Genomic DNA, 18,724 nt, shown 5'->3' on the forward strand with positions numbered 1-18,724 from the left:
TACAATTCAGGACTCAGCAATTGGCAGCAGCATAAGCGCAACTGTCCAACTTTGTGGGGTCACTTCACCCGTGCCCACGCGGACCTGTGAGCAAAGTTACCATGGATAGCCAACGTAACGCATGCTTTACGCGTGGGCACAGGGCGCCCACCCTACCCATTATTCCGCGGCCGGATTGTTGGCGGCAAGATCATCCCGCACGCAATCGGAGCCGTTCGCAATCGACGCGTGGACGGAAAATCCGTCCACCCCACAACAACATCATTCCGCGGCCAGGTCCGCCTCGGTCGTAAACGCATCCGCATAAAACTCCTCCGCCGGCAAGCCGCACTGCGCCACGTACTCGCTGCGTGCCGCATCGACCATCACCGGCGCGCCACAGGCATACACCTGCCAGCCGGAGAGGTCGGGCATATCCTGCATCACCGCCGCGTGCACGTAGCCGCTGCGGCCAGTCCAGCCGTCTTCCGGCAAGGCGTCGGATACCACCGGCACATAGGTGAAGTCGGGCATGGTGGTAGTCCAGGCCTGGCACAGTTCGTCCATGTACAGGTCTTGCGGACGGCGTCCGCCCCAGTACAGGACGACCTTGCGGGTCGACTTCAGGTGCATCAGGTGTTCGACCAGGGCTTTCACCGGCGCGAAACCGGTGCCCGAGGCCAGCAGCACGATCGGCTTGTCGGATTCTTCGCGCAGGAAGAAGGTGCCCAGCGGTCCCTCGAAGCGCAGGATGTCGCGTTCCTTCATGGCGCCGAAGACGTGATCGGTGAACAGGCCGCCGGCCAGGTGGCGAATGTGCAGTTCCAGCGGACGCTCGAGGCTCGGCGCGCACGCCAGGCTGTAGGCGCGGCGCTTGCCGTCTTTTAGGAGGAATTCGATGTACTGACCGGCGCGGTAGGCCAGCGCTTCGTTGGCCGGCAGCTGCAGCGTGACGACCGCCACGTCCGGCGCGGCGCGCGTGATCGAGGCCACCCGGGTCGGCATCTTGCGGATCGGGTAATCGCTGCTGCCGCCGATCTCGCGCGCTTCGATGACGACGTCGCCCTCGGGCAGCGCGCAGCAGAACAGCGACATGCCTTTCAATTTTTCCTGCTCGGAGAGGGCGCGCGCCTGGTGCGGCTTGTGCGTCACCGCGCCGTCGACGACCTTGCCCTTGCAGGAACCGCAGGCGCCGTTCTTGCAGCCGTAGGGCAGGCCGACGCCGGCGCGAATCGCGGCCGCCAGCACGGTTTCGTCGGCCTCGCAGGCAAATTGGGTGCCGCTGGGCTGGACAGTGATCTGGAACGTCATACAATCCTCAAAATGAATTCAAACAATATGAACTGCGCAATATGAACTGCACGCATCGCATTGGACGTCCGCGCCTGCTCCTGATCGGCTGCGGCGACGTCGGCATGCGCCTGCTGCCGCTGCTGGCTGCGCGCTTTCGCGTCTTTGCTGTCACGCGCGGGTCGGAGCACGATTCGGAACACGCCGCGGCCATCCGCGCCGCCGGGGCGGTGCCGGTCCTGGCCGACCTCGACCAGCCGGCCAGCCTGGCGCGCCTGCGCGGCCTGGCGCCGTACGTGGTGCACCTGGCGCCGCCGCGGCCCGAAGGCATGCTCGACGTGCGCACCCGCAATGTGACCGCCATTCTACCCGCGGGGGCACACCTCGTGTATGTGAGTACGAGCGGGGTGTATGGCGATTGCGGCGGGGCGCTGATCGACGAAACGCGCACGGTGGCGCCGAAAAATGCACGCGCCGCGCGCCGCGTCGACGCCGAACGCGTGCTGCGCGGCTGGGCCCGGCGCAGCGGCGGCAGCGTCGCCATCCTGCGCGTGCCCGGCATCTACGCAATCGAGCGCTTGCCCCTGAAACGCCTGCGCGAAGGCACGCCGGCGCTGCGCGCGGAGGACGACGTGTATACGAACCACATCCAGGCCGACGACCTGGCGCGCATCGTCGCGCTGGCGCTGTTTCGCGCGCGGCCCGGGCGGGTTTATCATGCGGCCGACGACACCCGGCTGAAGATGGCCGATTATTTCGATGCCGTCGCCGATGCCGCCGGGTTGCCGCGCCCGCCGCGCCTGGCGCGCGCCGACCTGCGCGAAGTGGTGTCGCCGGTGCTGCTGTCGTATATGTCGGAATCGCGCCGCCTCGACAACACGCGCTTGTTGCGCGAGCTGGGCGTGCGCCTGCGCTATCCGGACGTGCAGCAGGCGCTGGCGCAATGGGCGCTGTAGAATAGCGCCCCTCCCAAAAGCATTTTACGAAGAGCCACTCCCATGACGACCCTGACCTACGAAGCCTTCCTCGACGAAGTGACGACCCTGCTGACCGAAATCTACGACCTCGACGACGAAGCCGCCATCAAGCTGGTCGTGGATGCACAGGCGAACGATTATTTCGTGGCGCACGACGACCATGAGGCGATGCGTACGGTCGAGCAGGCGAAGAAGGAGGCGACGGCGCTGTATGAAAGCAAGCGCAACAAGACGCAGACGCAGGGAAGGCAGCAATTGCGGGCGCGCCAGAAGAAAGACTGACCGCTCAATCCCGCCGCGGAAGGCCCGGGCGGGACGTGCTTCCTGTCAGGCCGACTTGCCGATGGTCGGGCCGGTGCACCAGGCGGTTTGCGCCTCGCCTGCCTTGACGATGTCCGGGCCGATGCACCAGGCGGCAGGGTGCTCGGCTGCCTGCGGGTACGGTACCTCGAACGTCGACTCATACAACTCGCGCATGCGCCCGCCCGCCTGCTGCTGCAGATGCGGGACGGTCGTGGCATTACCGGCCCGGCAGAGCGACTTGCCGGCGCCAGGCGCATGCTGCGCCTGGCGGCCGTAACAGGAGAGGATCAAGCCACCTGGACGACGTCCGCGGCGGTCTGGACATCGGCTGCCTTGATGCCCGGGACGACGCACCAGGCGGTTTCGGCATCGGCTGCCTTGATGCCCGGGACGACGCACCAGGCGGACTTGGCATCGGCTGCCTTGATGCCAGGGACGACACACCAGGCAGTTTTGGCATCGGCTGCCTTGATGCCAGGGACGACACACCAGGCAGTTTTGGCATCGGCTGCCTTGATGCCCGGGACGACGCACCACGCCGTCTTGACGTCGGCTGCCTTGATTCCCGGAACGACGCACCAGGCGGTCTTGGCATCGGCTGCCTTGATGCCCGGGACGACGCACCAGGCGCTCTTGGCATCGGCGGCCTTGATGCCCGGGACAACGCACCAGGAAGTCGTGACCTTGGCTGCCCTGTCGCCCGGGACGACACACCAGGCCGAGTTGGCTGCCTGGGGCATGGCGGGGGTACATGCCGTTTGCACATCGGCAGCTTCCGGTGCGTCGTCGTTCCTCAGCGGGCGGACATACGACAGGCCGAAAGTGGACTCATACACCTCGCGCATGCGCTCGCCCGCTTGCTGTTGCATTTCCACACCATTCTCGCTTGTCAAGCCAAAGGACGGATCATGGTGCAGGAAGTGGCCAAAGATCCGCTCGCAATCGCGGGCGTATTTCATTGTGTCGAGGATGTGGTAGTGCCAGAAAGTGTCGACATCCACGAGCGGTGCTTTTTCCCCGTGCGGATACACCTTCATCAAGTACAGGAAGCGGCGATATTCGGTTTCGATCGCGTTGGCCCGTTCCAGGGACCAACCTTCGCCGGATTCCTTGTGCATCAGCTTCGTTTTGATCGGGTTCAAATCCAGAGCGGCGATGAGGGCGAAGTCGTTATTCGAGATCATGATATGTCCTTTAGTTTTGGCTGCTACATCGTTTATTTGAAAGTTGGGGTCCGACGATCAATGGCATGGTGCTGGCGAATGACGAGTCCTCCTCCGGCTGGTCTTTTCGTTGGTATTGAGGCGTTGCAGTGATATGAATTGTCTGCCTCAAGCGTCCGGAAATCGTTGATTTTGCGCAAGTTGAGTAAGGTCAACTAAATTTTGTCGCAAATTCGCCTACAAGCTCACGGGTAGTAGGCCTACAAGATCGGAGCGGCCGTGCTTACGTCTGGTTGAAGGCTGGGGCGAGGGCCGCAGGGGCCGGTACGGAGGTGACCGAGAGGAGGTTATTGGCTGCGGGGATCGAAACGTGGATGGTCGTGCCGAGATGCGGGCCACTGGTGATGATGCATTTACCGCCCAGGATCTTGACGCGTTCCTCGATCCCGACGAGACCGAAGGACCCGGGCTTTTGCCCACCGGCCTTGGTCAGGCCGATGCCGTTGTCGCTGACGGTCATCGCGATCGATTCGGAATCGACGGCGAGCTCGACCCGGACCAATGTGGCGCGGGCATGGCGCGACACATTGGTGAGCGATTCCTGCAGGATGCGAAACAGCGTCGTCGCGCACCGGTCGCTGACGTGCAGGTCGTGGTTGTCCGACACCAGCTCGCAGACCACACCCGTGCGCCGCTGGAATTCGGTGATCTGCCAGTCGACCGCCGCCGTCAGGCCCAGGTCGAGCACGTTCGGGCGCAGGTCATTGATAATCTGGCGCACGCTCTTGATGGTGGCGTCGATTTGCTCGAGCATCCAGCGCGCGCGCGCGTGCAGCTTCGGATGGCGAACGCTGGTACGCGATGCCAGCAAATCGACCTCGATGCGCAGCGCCAGCAGATTCTGGCCGAGGTCGTCGTGGATCTCGCGCGCAATGCGTTTGCGTTCGCTTTCCTTGATGCTTTCCGCGTGCGCTGCCAGGCGCCGCAGGTTGTCGTTGGTTTTCCGCAGTTTCGCTTCGCTGGCGCGCAACTCGCCTGTCATCTCCTCTGCCAGGCCAATGGCGCGCCGGCGTGACGAGCTGAGCGTCTGGAACAGGGCGGACAACAGCGCGGTGCCAATCGTCCCGGCCAGCATTGCCACCCAGGGGAGGACGCTGTCGATCTGGGAATACAGGCTACGCTTTTTCACCGTGAATTCGATGTCCCAGCCGCGCCCGCCTACGCCCACCGGCAACAATGCACGGAACTCGGCATCCTCGTCGCGGGACAAGCCGGGGCGATTATCGAAAAAGACGGTCCGGCGGTAGCCGTTCTCGTTGCCGGGTTCGTCAGAAGGTGCCATTCCGGAAATCACCAGCCGCGTGGCGTTTTTCGGCATGTTGTCGAGTACGCCGTGGGCCAGGCTGTCGACGCTGAATCCCATCCCGACAGTACCGAGGTAAGCGGCGCGGCGTTGGGTCCGATCCGGGAAGGGAGCAGGGATGCTGTACACCGGCAGGCGCATCGCCAGTCCCATCACGACCGATCCGGTCTTCACCGGGGCGCCTGTCGTCACCAGTTCGCCTGTGTCGCGCGCCTGCGCGAGGACCGCGCCACCGCGTGGCTTTGCCTGCATGTCGAAGCCGACCCGATCGACCCAGGTGATGCCCGGTTCCACAAAACTCAGCACCGTGTATTCGGCACGCCGGCCCTGCGGCACGATCCTCGCAGTGCGCCCGCGTCCGTCGATGTCTTGCAACATCTCTGCTTCGAAGCGGTCGCGTTCGGCATCAGTGAAATAGTGGGCGAAGTTGATCGTCTGGATGCCGGGGAACTGATTAGGCAGATCGAGGCCGGCAACATAGCGGCGGAACTCATCGCGTGTAACCTTGTCGCCTGTCAGGAACAGGCTGGCCGTCCCGCGCAGTAGGTCGGCATAGGTCTTGATACGCGCGTCGAGCATGGTCTGGACGTTGCGCGCCATATAGTCGAAACGCGTCTGGGCGTCGTTCTCGATCGCCTGCGTCGTGCTGACGTGCAGGCCGACACCGACACTGAGCGACAGCAGCGCACTCAACCAGGAACCGGGCTTGATCGCGTTGATCTTCGTGACCCACTTGGCCTTGATCCCCATGTCAAATCCAGTTCCAGATCCTCTATTTGATTTGCATCAGAATCGCGCAGACCGGACCGGCTGAAACCTGTCATTTCTGCGAGTTGCGCGCATGGGGAAAGCGTGGCCGATAAAAAAAATCCCGCTGCGAACATCGGAGCGGGATCGGATGGCTTACTTGGCCCAGCTATCCTTGAGCGTGGTCACCCGGTTGAACACCGGTTTGCCCGGCTTCGAGTCGACCTGGTCGGCCACGAAATACCCGTGGCGCTCGAACTGGAAGCGTTGCTCGGGCAGCGCCGCCGCCATGCCCGGCTCGAGGTAGGCGGTGATGGTTTCCAGCGCGTTCGGATTGAGCAGGGCCTTGAAATCCTTGCCGCCGGCGTCCGGATGCGCATCGAGGAACAGGCGGTCGTACAGGCGCACTTCGGCTTCCAGCGCCGAGGCGGCGCTGACCCAGGTGATGTTGCCCTTGACCTTGTAGTTGTCGGCGCCCGGCGTGCCCGATTTCGAATCCTCGAAATATTTCACGTGGACGGCGGTCACTTTACCGTTGTCGTCCTTGTCGAAGCCGGTGCATTCCACTACGTAGCCGTACTTGAGGCGCACGCGGCTGCCCGGCTGCTCGCCCACCGGCGGGGTGAAGCGGAAGTAACCCTTGGTCGGGACTTCCATGAAGTCTTCCTGCTCGATCCACAGTTCGCGCGTGAACGGGAAGCTGCGCACACCCATCTCCGGATGGTGCGGGTGGACCGGCGAGGTGCACGGATGCGCTTCGCCTTCAGGGAAATTGTCGACGATCAGTTTTAATGGGCGCAGCACGGCGATCGCGCGCGGCGCCTTCGGGTCGAGGTCATCGCGCAGCGCGCCTTCGAGCGTGCTCATGTCGATCCAGCCATCCGATTTGGAAACGCCGATGCGTTCGCTGAACAGCTGGATCGATTCCGGCGTATAACCGCGCCGGCGCAGGCCGACGATGGTCGGCATGCGCGGGTCGTCCCAGCCGGAGACGATGCCTTCGTCGACCAGCTGGCGCAGCTTGCGCTTGGACATGACCACATACGTCAGGTTCAGGCGCGACATTTCGTACTGGCGCGGCACCGGCGGCGTGAAGAAGCCGCCTTCGGTCGCGGTAGCCACCAGCCAGTCGTAGAACGGGCGGTGGTCCTGGAACTCGAGCGTGCAGATCGAATGGGTGATCGATTCGAGCGCATCCGACAGCGGGTGCGTGAAATCGTACATCGGGTAGATGCACCAGTCGTCGCCGGTGCGGTGGTGGTGCGCATGGCGGATGCGGTACAGGGCCGGATCGCGGTTGGTCATGTTGGGCGAGGACATCGCGTCTTCGCTCATCTTGGCGCGCAGGATGTGTTCGCCGTCCTTGTACTTGCCGGCTTTCATGTCGCGGAACAGCTGCAGCGATTCTTCGACCGGACGGTTGCGGAAGGGCGAGTTGGTGCCGGGCGTGCCGAAATTGCCGCGGTTTTTCGCCATGTCTTCGGCGCTCTGGCTGTCGACGTAGGCATAGCCTTGCTGGATCAGGTATTCGGCGATCGCGTACAGCGTGTCGAAATAGTCGCTGGCGTAATGCAGGTATTCCTCGCCGCCTTGCTCCCACGAAAAGCCGAGCCACTTGACGCTGTCCATGATGGTGTCGACGTATTCCTGGTCTTCCTTTTCGGGATTGGTGTCGTCGAAACGCAGGTGGCAGCGGCCGGCGTAATCGCGCGCCAGGCCGAAGTTCAGGCAGATCGATTTGGCGTGGCCGATGTGCAGGTAGCCGTTCGGCTCCGGCGGGAAGCGGGTGATGACCGAAGGCATGCCTTCGCGCGTGTGGGTGCCCGCCGCCAGGTCGTTGTCGATGATGGCGCGCAGGAAATTAGACGAAGGCACGGGTGCCACCGCCGCCTTGTTCTTGTCGTTGCTCATGAATGGTGTTTTGGATAGGTAAAGTTAAGCGGCATTTTACCGTACGACGCCGGGGCCCGGGGCTGGCTATGTGGTGGAGCGCACGGTTCGCTTGCCATGCAGGGATCATACTCGGGACACCATGCCCGTCTACAAGGGTGCGCAGGAAGCTTGCCCGGTTCCCGCCCTCGCTGTCACGTTGGCGTTTTCTATAGGATAATCTCGTTTTGCCGTCCAGGCGGCACCCAGCCGGAGAGTTCCAAAGTGGAAAATTTATACGCGATCCTCGGCGTCGCGCCGAATGCCAGCGACGAAGAGATCAAGAAGGTCTACCGCTCGCTAGCGATGCGCTACCACCCCGACCGCAACCAGGCGCCGGGCGCGGAAGCGCGCTTCAAGGCCGTCACCAAGGCCTACGAGATCCTGTCGGACGCCGCCAAGCGCGACGAATACAACCAGAGCGTGAACCACCGCATCGTGCTCGACGCCGAAGCCGAAGCCTTCGAGCTGTGGCACTCGCTGTTCGCGCTCAACGGCGTGACGCTGCAGGTTTGAGCTCTTCCCCATTACAGGACAACACATGAAACGAGTACATCCCGAATTCGCCTACCAGTCGCGCGAGCTGGAAGGCCAGATCGACGGCACGCTGGGCGACCCGCCGAACAAGAAAAACTACCAGATGATGGTCGACGCCCTGGTGTCCGAGTATGCAGGCGGATCGGGCATCGACGACGTCAACCTGATGGCCTTCGCCCTGGTCGACAAGATCAAGTTCACGGACCCGAAGGGCCTGCTGCGCGAAGCGGCCGACTACGAGGGTGACGACCCGGCCAACGTGTTCGCCATGGCCGAGTGCACGGGCGGGGACGGCGCGGCCATGTATGCGTCGATGACGGAAAACCACCCCGAGCTGGCGCGCCAGGCGATCATCACCGCCTTCCTCTACAAGCACCAGCAGCGCTGGGAAGACGACGACCAGTCGCTCGAGCAGCTCGGCAAGAACGACGAAGGCGACGACGAGGACGAGGAAGAGGGCATGGTGTCGGATGACTTCACCGGTATCTTCGATGGCGAGGGAGACGCGAATGAGCGATGATCGTAATGACAATGCCAACCTGCCGGCGCTGACCCGCCAGGTCAGCGAACTGGTGCTGGCCGGCTCGCTGGGACACGCCGAGGAGGCGTTCTCGCAGGCGGCCGACGAGCACGGCGACTACGCCGTGGCCGAAGTGCTCTCGACCCTGCCGCCGCAAGTGACGGCCCTGCACCTGGCCGGCTTCGACGGCGCCAAGACCTCGCTGGCGACCATGCTGGTGCCGCCGAAGGCCTGGGCCGACAGCCTGGCCTACATGGCCGCGACCTGGCCCGACAACATGATCGAGGACGACCCCGAGCGCATCGCCGAAGGCCTGTTCAACCACGTGCATGGCGTGGTCTACGCCACCGACGACGAAGACCGCCGCCACGAGCTGTTGCAGGAGGCTTCGGCCACCGACCATGGCGCCACCGTGTTCGCCATCCTGTGGTCGCTGGCGCCGAAGGAGATCATGGAAGTGGCCGGCGAAATCAACCTGAAAGGCCGCTACGTGACCGGCCAGACCTCGTCCGACAGCGACATCATTCCGCTGGCGATCGACCTGGCCAAGGCCAGCGAAGACGGCTGGGAGCGTTCGCTGATCGAGCTGTTCCCGGAATTCAGGCACAGCAACGAGATGGCCGAGGCCGAGTTCCCGGACGATCCGGACGAAGACCCGGACTTCCAGCAGCGCAGCACGCGCGACCTGCTGTACCGCCTGCGCAAGCAGGTGCCGTCGGTGCGCAGCACGCCACGGCGCAGCACGCGCAAGAGCATCGGTTCGGACATCTTCTCGTGAGCGGAACCCCATCGATGCTGCCCGCAATCGTCATTGAAAAGCTGCCGCGCCTGGTGCGCGCGATCAAGCTGCTGCCGACCCAGGCCGACGCCGACGAAGCGATCGGCCTGGCCGACGAACTCGCGTCGATCACCGCCATGGTGGCCGAGAAGTTCACCAACGACCGCACCGCCGAAGGCATCCAGCGCGCGCTGCTGCTTACCGTCGGCGGCATGTCGCTCGGCCTCGAGCACCTGTGCGACGACGACAGTGACGAGACCGCGCTCGACATCCTCATTACGGACGGCGCCGAGTACGTGTTCCAGGCGGGCTTCCGCATGATCCGCGAACTGGCGGCCCTGCCCGAGGACAGCCTGGTCGGCGAATACGACAGCGACCCGGTGTATGCGGGGCGGCGCCTGAAGGAACTGTTCGTCGACATCTGCACCGCCGACCCGGGCGAATCCTGGAGCGGCTACGAGCGCTACCTGGGCCAGGTGCGCCAGCGCGAAAGCGTTCAGGCGATCGTCGACGCCGCCAAATGGCTGCGCAAGAACCACTACGAAGGCCCGGTCAACGATCCCGACCTGAATGCCGAAGGCGTGATCGCGCTGGCGGTGATCTTCGCGGTGGACGGCGGCACCATCCACGCCCGCGCCGGCCAGAAGGACTTCGAGCGCTTCGTGAAAGCGGTCCGCAAGAACAATCCCGACTACGAGACAGGCTGGGCCGCCTTCCTCGACAAGGTGCCGGCGCCGCACCGCGCCATCATCGCCGAGCGCGTGCAAACCTACCGCGAGCACTGCACGGTCCTGCAAAGCATCCGCACCAAGGCGCCGATGACCCAGCTCATCGCCGAGCTGGAGAACTATGCGGGGTCGGAACTGGATACCGAGTATCCGTAAAGGGCGTTGAACACGTTTGTCGTAGGGTGGGCCGGGCCGCGCAGGACCCTGTGCCCACGCGGACGTGTGCATCCCTTTTACCTTTAATTGGGCGACGTAAGGTGGGCGGGTCCCCCGCCCACGCGTTCAACGCACGCCCGCATCATCGTCAACACGCCGCCGGAAAAACCGCTCCCGCCAACGCCCCCTCCCGTTTTTCGCTATCATTGGCAGTCCAGTTCCACACCATCTCCATGTCTTCTCCCGCCATCGCCGCCGGCAGCGCCGACTTCAAACGCATCAACCGCGCCATGGCCTTCGGTGGCTTCTCCACCTTCGCGCTGCTCTACAGCGTCCAGCCGTTGATGCCGCTGCTGGCACGCGACTTCGCCCTCACACCCGCGCAAAGCAGCCTGGCCCTGTCGATCTCCACCGCCGCGCTGGCGATCTCGCTGCTGGTCTCGAGCGTGCTGTCCGAACGCTTCGGCCGCAAGCCGCTGATGGCCGCCTCCATGTTCAGCGGCGGCCTGCTCACGCTGCTCGCCGCCTTCACCAGCGACTACACCCAGCTCCTGCTGCTGCGCGCGCTGCTCGGCTTCATGCTGGGCGGGATGCCGGCCGTGGCGATGGCCTACCTGAGCGAAGAAATCGAAGGCAGCTCGCTCGGACTGGCGATGGGCATGTACATCAGCGGCAGCGCCTTCGGCGGCATGTTCGGGCGCGTGCTGGCGTCGGTGATCAGCGACTTCTGGTCGTGGCGCGCGGCGCTGGCCGTGCTCGGTGCGGCCGGGCTGTATGCGGCCTGGGAATTCTGGCGCAGCCTGCCGGGCTCGAAACGCTTCCGGCCGGGGCAGGGCGGTTTTACCGGCCTGGTCGAGGGCTTGCGCCGCCACGCGCGCGACGCGGGTTTGCCGTGGTTGTTCGCCTTGTCCTTCCTGCTGATGGGTTCATTCGTGAGCCTGTACAACTACATCGGCTACCGCCTGCTCGGCCCCGAATTCGGCCTGCGTCCGAGCGCGGTCGGCGCCTTGTCGGTGCTGTACCTGCTCGGCATCTTCAGTTCGGTCTGGGCCGGCCGCCTGGCCGACCGCCTGGGCCGGCGCAACGTGCTGTGGCTGGTGATGTCGGTGATGTTCGCCGGGCTGTTGCTGACGCTGTTTGGAAACCTGCCGGCGGTCGTGGCCGGCGTCGGCCTGTACACCTTCGGCTTCTTCGCTACCCACTCGGTCGCCAGCAGTTGGGTCGGCCGCCGCGCGCGCGCACCGCAAGCCCTGGCCTCGGCGCTGTACCTGTTCTTCTATTACCTCGGATCAAGCGTGGTCGGCTGGTTCGGCGGCTACATGTGGGAGCACGGCGGCTGGCCCGGCGTGGTCGGCCTGCTGGGCTTGGTCCTGGCAGGCGCCATGCTGATCGCATTGCGCCTGCGCAGCCTGGCGCCGCTGGAACCGGTCACTCCCGCGCCGCCTGGCTGAAGTCAGCTGACCTTTGATGCAGGTCATACCTGCACACCGCATCGCCATCTTTCCCTCCGGTAGCATTGACGATTGGTAAGCATCCAGCTTGCCGTTGATTCGTTAGATCAAGGAGTCATGCGGATGGCATTGCTACTCAGGGCGGCGACAGCATGAACGCGCCCGGCGTTTCTTCCCTCGGCCTGTTCGGCACAGGCCTTTCCCAGCACGCACGGCTCATCACCCTCACCAGCAGCCAGGACAGCGACCTGCCCGAAGCGCTGGCCGCCGAAGCGTTTACCGGCCGCGAGGCGGTCAACGAACTGTTCCGCTTCGACGTCGATGCGCTCAGCACCTCGGCCGACCTCGACATCGACGCCTTTATCGGCGAAGCGTTGACGCTCGGCCTGCTGCAACCCGACGGCAGCAGACGCACCTGGCACGGCTTGTGTACCGACGCCGCCTGGCTCGGCGCCGACGGCGGCGTTGCGCGCTACCGCCTGCGCCTGGAACCGGCACTGGCGCTGCTGGCCCTGCGCCGCGACAGCTACATCTTCCAGGACAAGAACGCGCGCGAGATCGTCACCGAACTGCTGGCCGATTACCCGCAAATCGCTTTCGACTTCGACATCACGCAAGACCTGCCGGCACGCGCCATCTGCACCCAATACCGCGAAAGCGACCTCGAATTCCTTATCCGCCTGCTGGCTTCCGAAGGCCTCAGCTGGCGCTTCGAACACGAACCGGCAGGTAGGCATCGTCTCATCATTTTCGACAGCCGCGCCATTGCGCCCACCACACCCGGCGGCGACGTCATCCGCTTCCACGGCGTGCGCGCCACCGAACGCGACGACGCCATCAACGGCTTCAGCGCCCGCCGCAAGCTTGCCGCGAATGCCGTCGCCATCAGCAGCTGGGACCCGGCGCAACTGGTGGCCCCAGGGTGCGAGCAGCGCTCGAACCTGGATGCGGGCGATGTGCCGACCCTGTGGCTGTTCGACGGCAGCGGCGAACGCATCGCCAGTTCGCGCGACGCCGCCGACACGCACAGCGAATTGATGCTGCAGGCGCTGGAGTTCTACAACAAGGTCTTCGAAGGCAGCGGCGCCGCACGCAGACTCGCTGCGGGATATACCTTTCAGCTGACCCAGCATAGCCGCTATCCCGCTGGCGAGAACGCATTTAAGGTTCTGTGGGTGCGCCACGAAGCGCGCAACAACTTCGATACCGGCATCGCCCAGACCGCACGCGGCGGCATCGAACGCGGCACCTACCGCAACAGCTTCGGCTGCGCGCGCGACACGGTCGCCATCGTCCCGGCGCTGACCGCCGCACCACACACGATCACCGCACCCGGCGCGCAATGCGCGCTGGTTGTCGGTCTTGCTGATTCGGTCGCCACCACTACGCGCGACCACCAGGTGCGCATCCAGTTCGCCTGGCAGCGCGGGAGCCGTCCGAACGCCTGCGGCCTGGCGCACGACACCGACGACAAGGGCTGCGCGCCCGGCGACGAACGCTCCGGCACCTGGGTGCGCGTGGCCGAAGCCTTGGCCGGCCCCAACTGGGGCACGCTGTTCACGCCACGTCTCGGCACCGAAGTGCTGGTCGACTTCATCGAAGGCGACATCGACCGCCCCGTCATCGTAGCCCAGCTCTTCACCGGCGCCGACCTGCCGCCATTCTCCGCCGGCGTTGATTCGAGCGTGAATCACGTAGGCACCCTGTCCGGCATCCACAGCCACAACTTCGACGGCGGCGGCTACAACCAGTGGCAACTCGACGACACCGCCGGCCAGGTGCGCACGCGGCTCGCCACCAGCACGGCCAGCACGCAACTGAACCTCGGCTACCTGATCCAGCAGTCGCCCGGCTCCGCCCAGCGTGGCGCCTATCGGGGCAGCGGCTTCGAACTGCGCACCGACGCCTGGGGTGTCGTGCGCGGCGGCGAAGGCGTCTTGCTGTCGACCAGCGCGCGTTCGCAGCAGGGCTGCGGCGTGACCTCGACGCAGATGGATGCGCACGAAGCCGTGTCGCTGCTGAAGGGCGCCGAGTCGCTCTGCAACACGCTGGGCGACGCGGCGGCGCAGCAGCAGGCGCTGTTCAGCAAGGACGCAGCCAAGGCGCAAGCCGACTTCATCGCGCAGATCGACCCCAAGGAAAAGGGCAAGCATGCCGGCACGGTCAATGGTCAGACCGCGCTCAAGGCGAAAAGCGGATCACGCGAGTTCGACGCCGAGCAGCCGGTCGAAAAATTCGGCTCTGCCATCGTGCTGATGGACTCCGCAGCCAGCATCAACTGGGCGACGCCGGCCTCGACCGTCATATACGCCGGCCAGCAGCTGAATTGGACCGCGCAGTCGGACCTGCACATGACGGCGGCGCATACGGTGTCGTCGGTTGCAGCCAATGCGGCCAGCCTGTTTACGTATGGTGGCGGCATCCAGGCAATTGCCGGAAATGGGCCGGTATCCCTGCAGGCGCATACGGACCAACTCGAGATCGTGGCGAACAAGGAGGTCACCGTGATCTCGGTGAATGACTGCATCGAGATCAAGGCCAAGGAAAAGATCGTGCTGCAGGCGGGGCAATCGGCGGTAACGCTGGAAGGCGGAAATATTACGTTTGCTTGTCCGGGGAAGTTTTCGGTCAAGGGCGGGAAGCATGTCTTTGATCAGCGTGCCAACGCTGCTGCTGAACTAAAACCGCTTCCTACTCGTTTGGCGACGATACCGAGCGAGAGCATAGGCCCATTGCAGTCCGCACAATACGACGAGCAAATCGTCTACATGGATGCGCATGGCACCGCAATCGAAGACATTCCTTTCCGTGTGATCAATAAGTCAGACGAAGCTCAGCGTCTGGTAAATAACACCCCGACGGACGGCGAGTTGGATCGCTTATCTACACCAGAGGCGCAGCCCATCGAATACGCCCTGCGCTATGCCGAATTCAGGATTAAATAGTGAGCTTGCTATAAAGGTGAATGATGGCCAAGATGGAAGAGAAGGGTGTGTCAATCGAAGTTCTCGGGACGTGTACAACCAACACAACGGAGGGGTCGCAGCACGATGCGAAGGTCGAGTACCCGCATTTATGGTCATATGCGCAGCAAGCAGCACTGATCGCAGTGAGCGACAAGAATAATCAGGATGGGCGGTATCACTTGATCCAAGATCCTGAGCGTAGAGCGAAAAGGATTGCTGGCCATTACGCATATCTATATTTTGAAAGCACCAAAAAATCGAATGGTGAGCTGCAGTTCTACTGGCCGGCGCTGGCCGCCTTTGTTGTCAAAGACATTGTCGAAGCGTACCGCTTCACTCGCGAAGACGTACTTCAGCGCGAGTGGAAGGATCTGGCGAGTGTATTTCGCAACTCGAGTATGTCAGATGTCGGTAGCGTGATGATGACCGACGATTCGCCCTATCAACATGCGCTAAGAACATATTGCGCACTTGCAAAGGGAAATCTATGGTTATTCATGGATATTTATCCTTGGTACTCTTTCTTTCTCGAATTTGGAATTAATAAAGGCGGAAGCCTGAGCAGAAAGCGGCTGGAGGCAGGACCACCGGAACGGAATTGGGAAACATATCAAAAGGCATCGAAAAGCGCCATTGAAGAGCTCCCATTCGGACCAAGTTGGATGTCTCGTCTCAGCGAACGACTGCGGAGCGACCCTGTATACAAAACAGCACGTGCGTACTTCGATCATCCACCGAGTTGGTCACCGCAAGCGGGGTATGGTCAGTACAGTGTGCTCGAATACCAGGCAAGTGCATATTGCAGAACGCACGTAAAAGAATTCGATAACGGTTATCGAGCACCATCAAGTATTTATTGGGCAAAATTTAAGCAAGCCTTTTACATCATGGAAGCAGAGCGCGGCGAGTTAACGCGTATCGCAAATGACGCCGCGTCGATAGCTTCTTTAATTAAATTACGTCGTTTTACCGTAACTCCGGAAGTTATAAAAAGTTACGAGCATATTTTGACTGAATATTCTGAGCGCTCCAAAGAGAAAAAGGCCGAACACCAGCGTAAAGAGCTCATATCCATCGCAAATCAGGAACAGATTAATGTCTTGCAGCCGCTAATCTATAATGACTCTCTGCTAAAAAAGACAATGGACGTCAATCATCGGTTTAGTCGGCTTACGAATGGATGGCTTTCTCCGAATTTTAAGGTTGTTTATAGTGCATCACCACAAAACAGCGATCCCGAACTTGAAACCGTTTTCGACGCGCCAACGTCTATGAAGGAACGGCTAATCGGTGAAAGACAAAGTTTGCCTGATATGAATGATAGGATGGAATTTGTAAGTAAAATTGCAAAGCAATTTAATTTTTTGATGTCCACGCGCCGCAGCTATATGGATGGGGAGTTATCGAAAATATTGCATTGGGTCTCAGCATGAAGCGATACGTAGTTTCTATAATTTTCGCAGGAATATGTGTTGTGATCCTAGTTCAAATTTCAGGAGGAAAGACAATGCGTGAAGTGCAAATTGATATTGGTAAAAACATCGCGGCAACGGCAAAAGCGAGCGGTGCAGCAGGTTTCTCTGTTCAAAATATTGATGGGCTGATGATGTACGATGCGAATCGATTATCCCTTGACGTTCCTGTGCGCTACACCCGACCTGGCTACGAAATTGCCCTTGCGCCTACTTTTTCTTTAACGATGTACGCAGATAAAAGAATCAACAATAATCTATCTGTTCATACCGCTGCTTTGCAAGTCAGTACCAGGGCAATCAAGACGCATGTGGCTGCACAGGAGTTTGTAAGGAAAGTCATATTGCAGTTTAAAAAGGGAAAGTGGCAACGTTATATTAATAGGTTGTGCCCAGCGGTAACAGGTCGATCATCGATTCTGGATGAAAAGGGCGAAGTGGCCCAGATAGGTGCATGCGCACTCGATCCAGATTATCAGTTATCAGATCAAGAATGGGCGCAACTGATGCCTTCAGTGCAAAATTATGAATGGGTCGGAGATGGCGTGTTAGCAAAATTAACGGTCAGCTATAATGATTTCGGCCGAGGACTGGATTACTCAATCGATCTGGATTTCGATGATCTTGATCTAAAAATAAAAAGAGAGCGAGAGAATTTAAGTCAAGAATTGACTCAGGGAGATGCAAAAGGGTGGAAGAGTACTGAAAAACATCTAGAGTATGTAGCCGAGATGAAGTCTAGGGTGAGCATCTTGGAGAAGAATGCGTTAGCACGTGGAGATAGCATAATCCCACGTCAATAATGTGGCTTCCAGTATTTCGCCTATTGTTGATCTTTGCTGGCCGACTTTCATGTAATGGAAGGTAAGTCTGAGTTGAGATAAATTAATGAAAAATAATTTTCATTGTTTGAAGTTGGCCGTCTTGCTGATAATATTGTTAATTGGATGTGAGTCAGATGGCAGAAATAAGTCGTCGGGGAATGTAGCCGAGTTCAAGGATTTGGTATTGCTTGATTATTCAATCAGTAGTATCAGGTGGGAAGTATTCGGGACACCAGAGCACGTAGGCGGGGTTCCAGGGCCGACTGATTAGGTTACATTGATTGCGGAAGTCACACCAGCCATACATTCGGCAGTCCCCATTCAGCTGAACGCAGGAACAATCTGGCTTGTGCCCGAGGCAGCCCGGCCATGGCTGACACCTAGATTCAGATCGCTTTTCAATCAATACCGCAATACGTCCGTGAAGTTGTCGAGTTTGCCCAGGTGCTATCCTCTGCGAGGCATACTGAAGAAATCTGGGGGGCAAGTTGATGGCTTTGGATGTAACGAAGCGAATAGATCGGTTATCTATCTGACCTTGGCAAACTACGCTTCCCCATAAAGCAAGTAATTTCATTGCTGAGCCAAATCCTATGAGGCAGTCGATGATGAAGCAGGCTCTTACAGGATTATTTGCCGCATCAATCGCAGTTCCATGCGCAGCGAAACCTTCTGAGCGCTATCCAAGATTGATGATGCACGGCGAAAGCTATGAAAACAGTTGTCACCCGGTTGAGGTCGACAAGCTTCGAAAAACGCTATTGATGAGCAAGGTGAGAAGCGCTGAGCAGTTGTGGCACGCAGTTAACGTGCTCTTGTGTTCACGAGATAACGGTGCAGACGTCGTCTATATAACGAAAATGTTTCCCTCGAGGATACGCCAGCGGGCTGAGGGGACGGGTGCTGATCCCATCATTAGTACAGTACAGCGGAGTAGGGCAGTTGTTGATGAGGTGATGGCGAAAGGGCAAGCGTGGGAGGCCACGCTTCGTAATGAGGGCGAAACGGTCACACTGCAGTATTTCAAGGATGAGGCCTGCGTTCATGGCGTTGATTTTTTGTTTGTCAACCGACGCTGGATGATCGGCGAAATAGGTCAGGCCTGCGACTGAGCCTCAAGTTGTCTACAACGCGCACCCCTTTTTGATCCAGCGCTAAACTAACCCACTCACTTCATGTTGAGGAGGTCATCATGCTGCAAGCCAACGAAATTCAGCAACGCTACAGCCACCTGCAACAAACCATCGGCGAAGCCGAGCAGGCCTGCAGGGCGTCGCAGGATACGCCGCCGGAAATGCGCGATTGCATCGAGCGCATTTCACGGGAATTGAAGCAGGCCAGCGCTGTGATGCAGTCGAACGATGAGGCGCGGATCGTGCAATGTGTCGACAGCCTGGAGGACATGGGCGACGAGGCCAAGCGCATCAGCCGCTCGTCGCCGCAGATGCCGGCGCACCTGGAAGCGGTTGTCACCCGCGTGCACGCCGAGCTGTCCGACTTCAAGCACAAGCTGCACTAAGCGGTTCATCCAACCGTCATGC

Annotated in this window: 17 protein-coding genes; 12 read left to right on the forward strand and 5 right to left on the reverse strand. The window is 60.9% G+C overall.

Annotated features, from left to right (window positions below; genetic code table 11):
- Nucleotides 1–261 precede the first annotated feature (261 nt).
- A complete protein-coding gene (locus tag IFT60_RS18590; RefSeq protein ID WP_192054309.1) occupies nt 262–1,290 on the reverse strand; it encodes a CDP-6-deoxy-delta-3,4-glucoseen reductase in 1,029 nt (342 codons plus the stop codon).
- 41 nt (nt 1,291–1,331) lie between these two features.
- Here IFT60_RS18590 and IFT60_RS18595 point away from each other — a divergent pair, with 41 nt between their 5' ends.
- Both IFT60_RS18595 and IFT60_RS18600 read left to right on the forward strand, forming a co-directional pair.
- The gene (locus tag IFT60_RS18595) at nt 1,332–2,225 is read left to right on the forward strand and encodes a sugar nucleotide-binding protein (RefSeq protein WP_192054311.1); all 894 of its coding nucleotides are present in this window, start codon (nt 1,332–1,334) and stop codon (nt 2,223–2,225) included.
- 42 nt (nt 2,226–2,267) lie between these two features.
- The gene (locus IFT60_RS18600; RefSeq protein WP_229510978.1) at nt 2,268–2,528 is read left to right on the forward strand and encodes a hypothetical protein; all 261 of its coding nucleotides are present in this window, start codon (nt 2,268–2,270) and stop codon (nt 2,526–2,528) included.
- A gap of 45 nt (nt 2,529–2,573) precedes the next feature.
- Here IFT60_RS18600 and IFT60_RS18605 read toward each other — a convergent pair whose 3' ends face one another.
- From IFT60_RS18605 to IFT60_RS18620, 4 genes are all read right to left on the reverse strand, one after another.
- Entirely contained in the window at nt 2,574–2,840 is a 267-nt protein-coding gene (locus tag IFT60_RS18605; protein ID WP_192054313.1) for a hypothetical protein, read from the reverse strand.
- Entirely contained in the window at nt 2,837–3,733 is an 897-nt protein-coding gene (locus tag IFT60_RS18610) for a glycine-rich domain-containing protein (protein ID WP_192054315.1), read from the reverse strand. The genes IFT60_RS18605 and IFT60_RS18610 overlap by 4 nt, the downstream gene beginning before the upstream one ends.
- A 262-nt stretch (nt 3,734–3,995) precedes the next feature.
- Nucleotides 3,996–5,825 (reverse strand): CHASE domain-containing protein, encoded by a 1,830-nt coding sequence (locus IFT60_RS18615; RefSeq protein WP_192054317.1) that lies wholly within the window; start codon nt 5,823–5,825, stop codon nt 3,996–3,998.
- A gap of 153 nt (nt 5,826–5,978) precedes the next feature.
- Entirely contained in the window at nt 5,979–7,733 is a 1,755-nt protein-coding gene (locus tag IFT60_RS18620; RefSeq protein WP_192054319.1) for a glutamine--tRNA ligase/YqeY domain fusion protein, read from the reverse strand.
- 243 nt (nt 7,734–7,976) lie between these two features.
- On the opposite strand from IFT60_RS18620, the gene IFT60_RS18625 reads away from it, so the two are divergent.
- The 10 genes from IFT60_RS18625 to IFT60_RS18670 all read left to right on the forward strand — a co-directional run bounded on the left by IFT60_RS18625 (nt 7,977) and on the right by IFT60_RS18670 (nt 18,702).
- Nucleotides 7,977–8,267 carry a DnaJ domain-containing protein gene (locus IFT60_RS18625; RefSeq protein WP_192054321.1) on the forward strand — a complete coding sequence of 97 codons (291 nt, stop codon included), beginning with the start codon at nt 7,977–7,979 and terminating at the stop codon, nt 8,265–8,267.
- A gap of 25 nt (nt 8,268–8,292) precedes the next feature.
- Entirely contained in the window at nt 8,293–8,808 is a 516-nt protein-coding gene (locus IFT60_RS18630) for a hypothetical protein (RefSeq protein WP_192054323.1), read from the forward strand.
- The gene (locus IFT60_RS18635; RefSeq protein WP_192054325.1) at nt 8,798–9,586 is read left to right on the forward strand and encodes a hypothetical protein; all 789 of its coding nucleotides are present in this window, start codon (nt 8,798–8,800) and stop codon (nt 9,584–9,586) included. Before IFT60_RS18630 ends, IFT60_RS18635 begins: the two co-directional genes overlap by 11 nt.
- A 14-nt stretch (nt 9,587–9,600) precedes the next feature.
- The gene (locus IFT60_RS18640; protein WP_192054505.1) at nt 9,601–10,470 is read left to right on the forward strand and encodes a hypothetical protein; all 870 of its coding nucleotides are present in this window, start codon (nt 9,601–9,603) and stop codon (nt 10,468–10,470) included.
- Nucleotides 10,471–10,703: 233 nt separating this feature from the next.
- Entirely contained in the window at nt 10,704–11,921 is a 1,218-nt protein-coding gene (locus IFT60_RS18645) for an MFS transporter (RefSeq protein ID WP_192054327.1), read from the forward strand.
- A 152-nt stretch (nt 11,922–12,073) separates the two neighbouring features.
- On the forward strand, nt 12,074–14,866 hold the full coding sequence (gene tssI / locus IFT60_RS18650) for a type VI secretion system Vgr family protein (protein ID WP_192054329.1): 2,793 nt from the start codon (nt 12,074–12,076) through the stop codon (nt 14,864–14,866).
- A 20-nt stretch (nt 14,867–14,886) separates the two neighbouring features.
- Entirely contained in the window at nt 14,887–16,320 is a 1,434-nt protein-coding gene (locus IFT60_RS18655; RefSeq protein ID WP_192054331.1) for a DUF2515 family protein, read from the forward strand.
- Nucleotides 16,321–16,394: 74 nt separating this feature from the next.
- On the forward strand, nt 16,395–17,162 hold the full coding sequence (locus IFT60_RS18660; RefSeq protein ID WP_192054333.1) for a hypothetical protein: 768 nt from the start codon (nt 16,395–16,397) through the stop codon (nt 17,160–17,162).
- Between the two features lie 626 nt (nt 17,163–17,788).
- Complete coding sequence (locus IFT60_RS18665; protein ID WP_192054335.1) at nt 17,789–18,295, forward strand: hypothetical protein; 507 nt, start codon at nt 17,789–17,791, stop codon at nt 18,293–18,295.
- 80 nt (nt 18,296–18,375) lie between these two features.
- Nucleotides 18,376–18,702 (forward strand): hypothetical protein, encoded by a 327-nt coding sequence (locus tag IFT60_RS18670; RefSeq protein ID WP_192054337.1) that lies wholly within the window; start codon nt 18,376–18,378, stop codon nt 18,700–18,702.
- The last annotated feature ends 22 nt before the right edge of the window (nt 18,703–18,724 follow it).

It is taken from the genome of Massilia sp. CFBP 13721 (assembly GCF_014842025.1).
Taxonomy (GTDB): Bacteria; Pseudomonadota; Gammaproteobacteria; order Burkholderiales; family Burkholderiaceae_D; genus Telluria.

Excerpts from the sequence above, each read along its gene's own strand:
- IFT60_RS18630 (WP_192054323.1), top strand. The coding sequence starts at position 8,293 with ATGAAACGAGTACATCCCGAATTCGCCTACCAGTCGCGCGAGCTGGAA.
- IFT60_RS18595 (WP_192054311.1), top strand. The coding sequence starts at position 1,332 with ATGAACTGCACGCATCGCATTGGACGTCCGCGCCTGCTCCTGATCGGC.
- IFT60_RS18620 (WP_192054319.1), bottom strand. The coding sequence starts at position 7,733 with ATGAGCAACGACAAGAACAAGGCGGCGGTGGCACCCGTGCCTTCGTCT.
- IFT60_RS18670 (WP_192054337.1), top strand. The coding sequence starts at position 18,376 with ATGCTGCAAGCCAACGAAATTCAGCAACGCTACAGCCACCTGCAACAA.
- IFT60_RS18600 (WP_229510978.1), top strand. The coding sequence starts at position 2,268 with ATGACGACCCTGACCTACGAAGCCTTCCTCGACGAAGTGACGACCCTG.
- IFT60_RS18665 (WP_192054335.1), top strand. The coding sequence starts at position 17,789 with ATGATGAAGCAGGCTCTTACAGGATTATTTGCCGCATCAATCGCAGTT.
- IFT60_RS18655 (WP_192054331.1), top strand. The coding sequence starts at position 14,887 with ATGATGGCCAAGATGGAAGAGAAGGGTGTGTCAATCGAAGTTCTCGGG.
- IFT60_RS18640 (WP_192054505.1), top strand. The coding sequence starts at position 9,601 with ATGCTGCCCGCAATCGTCATTGAAAAGCTGCCGCGCCTGGTGCGCGCG.
- IFT60_RS18635 (WP_192054325.1), top strand. The coding sequence starts at position 8,798 with ATGAGCGATGATCGTAATGACAATGCCAACCTGCCGGCGCTGACCCGC.
- IFT60_RS18660 (WP_192054333.1), top strand. The coding sequence starts at position 16,395 with ATGCGTGAAGTGCAAATTGATATTGGTAAAAACATCGCGGCAACGGCA.
- IFT60_RS18645 (WP_192054327.1), top strand. The coding sequence starts at position 10,704 with ATGTCTTCTCCCGCCATCGCCGCCGGCAGCGCCGACTTCAAACGCATC.
- IFT60_RS18610 (WP_192054315.1), bottom strand. The coding sequence starts at position 3,733 with ATGATCTCGAATAACGACTTCGCCCTCATCGCCGCTCTGGATTTGAAC.
- IFT60_RS18590 (WP_192054309.1), bottom strand. The coding sequence starts at position 1,290 with ATGACGTTCCAGATCACTGTCCAGCCCAGCGGCACCCAATTTGCCTGC.
- IFT60_RS18615 (WP_192054317.1), bottom strand. The coding sequence starts at position 5,825 with ATGGGGATCAAGGCCAAGTGGGTCACGAAGATCAACGCGATCAAGCCC.
- tssI (WP_192054329.1), top strand. The coding sequence starts at position 12,074 with ATGAACGCGCCCGGCGTTTCTTCCCTCGGCCTGTTCGGCACAGGCCTT.